1 protein-coding gene is annotated in these 645 nt (G+C 50.9%); it reads right to left on the minus strand.

Annotated features, from left to right (window positions below; translation table 11 throughout):
- On the minus strand, positions 1-645 hold a 645-nt coding region (locus tag A3735_RS09600; protein WP_197485807.1), incomplete at both ends, for a BCCT family transporter.

Raw genomic sequence — 645 nt, forward strand, 5'->3', positions numbered from 1 at the left:
GGTACGCACCAATCGTAGTGGGAACATTCCCCAGCGCTACAGCTAAGCCTACCATTGCAACAAAAATCAATAATACAAAGGCGATCACCATATTCACGTTACTTAGTAACTTCACACCACCTTCCAAGCCTCTAACGACCGAGATGATAGCTAAGGCAGTCACACCCACGATAACTAAAATCTGTAAGCCGATACCGCCATCAGTGCCAAACACGTGATTAATACCGCTCGCCGCTTGCTGCGCCCCTAGCCCTAAAGATGTGGCTAGACCAAAGAGTGTCGCAAGTACTGCAAGAATATCGATAATGTGGCCAGGCCATCCCCACGTACGCTCTCCTAGCAGCGGGTAAAAAACGGATCGAATAGAGAGTGGAAGCCCTTTGTTGTAGGTAAAAAAAGCTAAGGAAAGCGCAACGACGCCATAGATCGCCCAGGGGTGAATTCCCCAGTGATACATCGTCGCGCCCATGGCCATACTCGCCGCTTCGGGCGTGTTTGCTGCCACATTGAGAGGCGTTTTGTACCAGCCGGTATAATAGGAAACAGGTTCGGCTACTCCCCAGAACATCAGCCCGACGCCCATGCCTGCAGCAAACAACATCGCTAGCCATGTTAGCGTAGAATGCTCTGCTTTTGCCTCATTGC

Source organism: Oleiphilus sp. HI0061 (assembly GCF_001635675.1).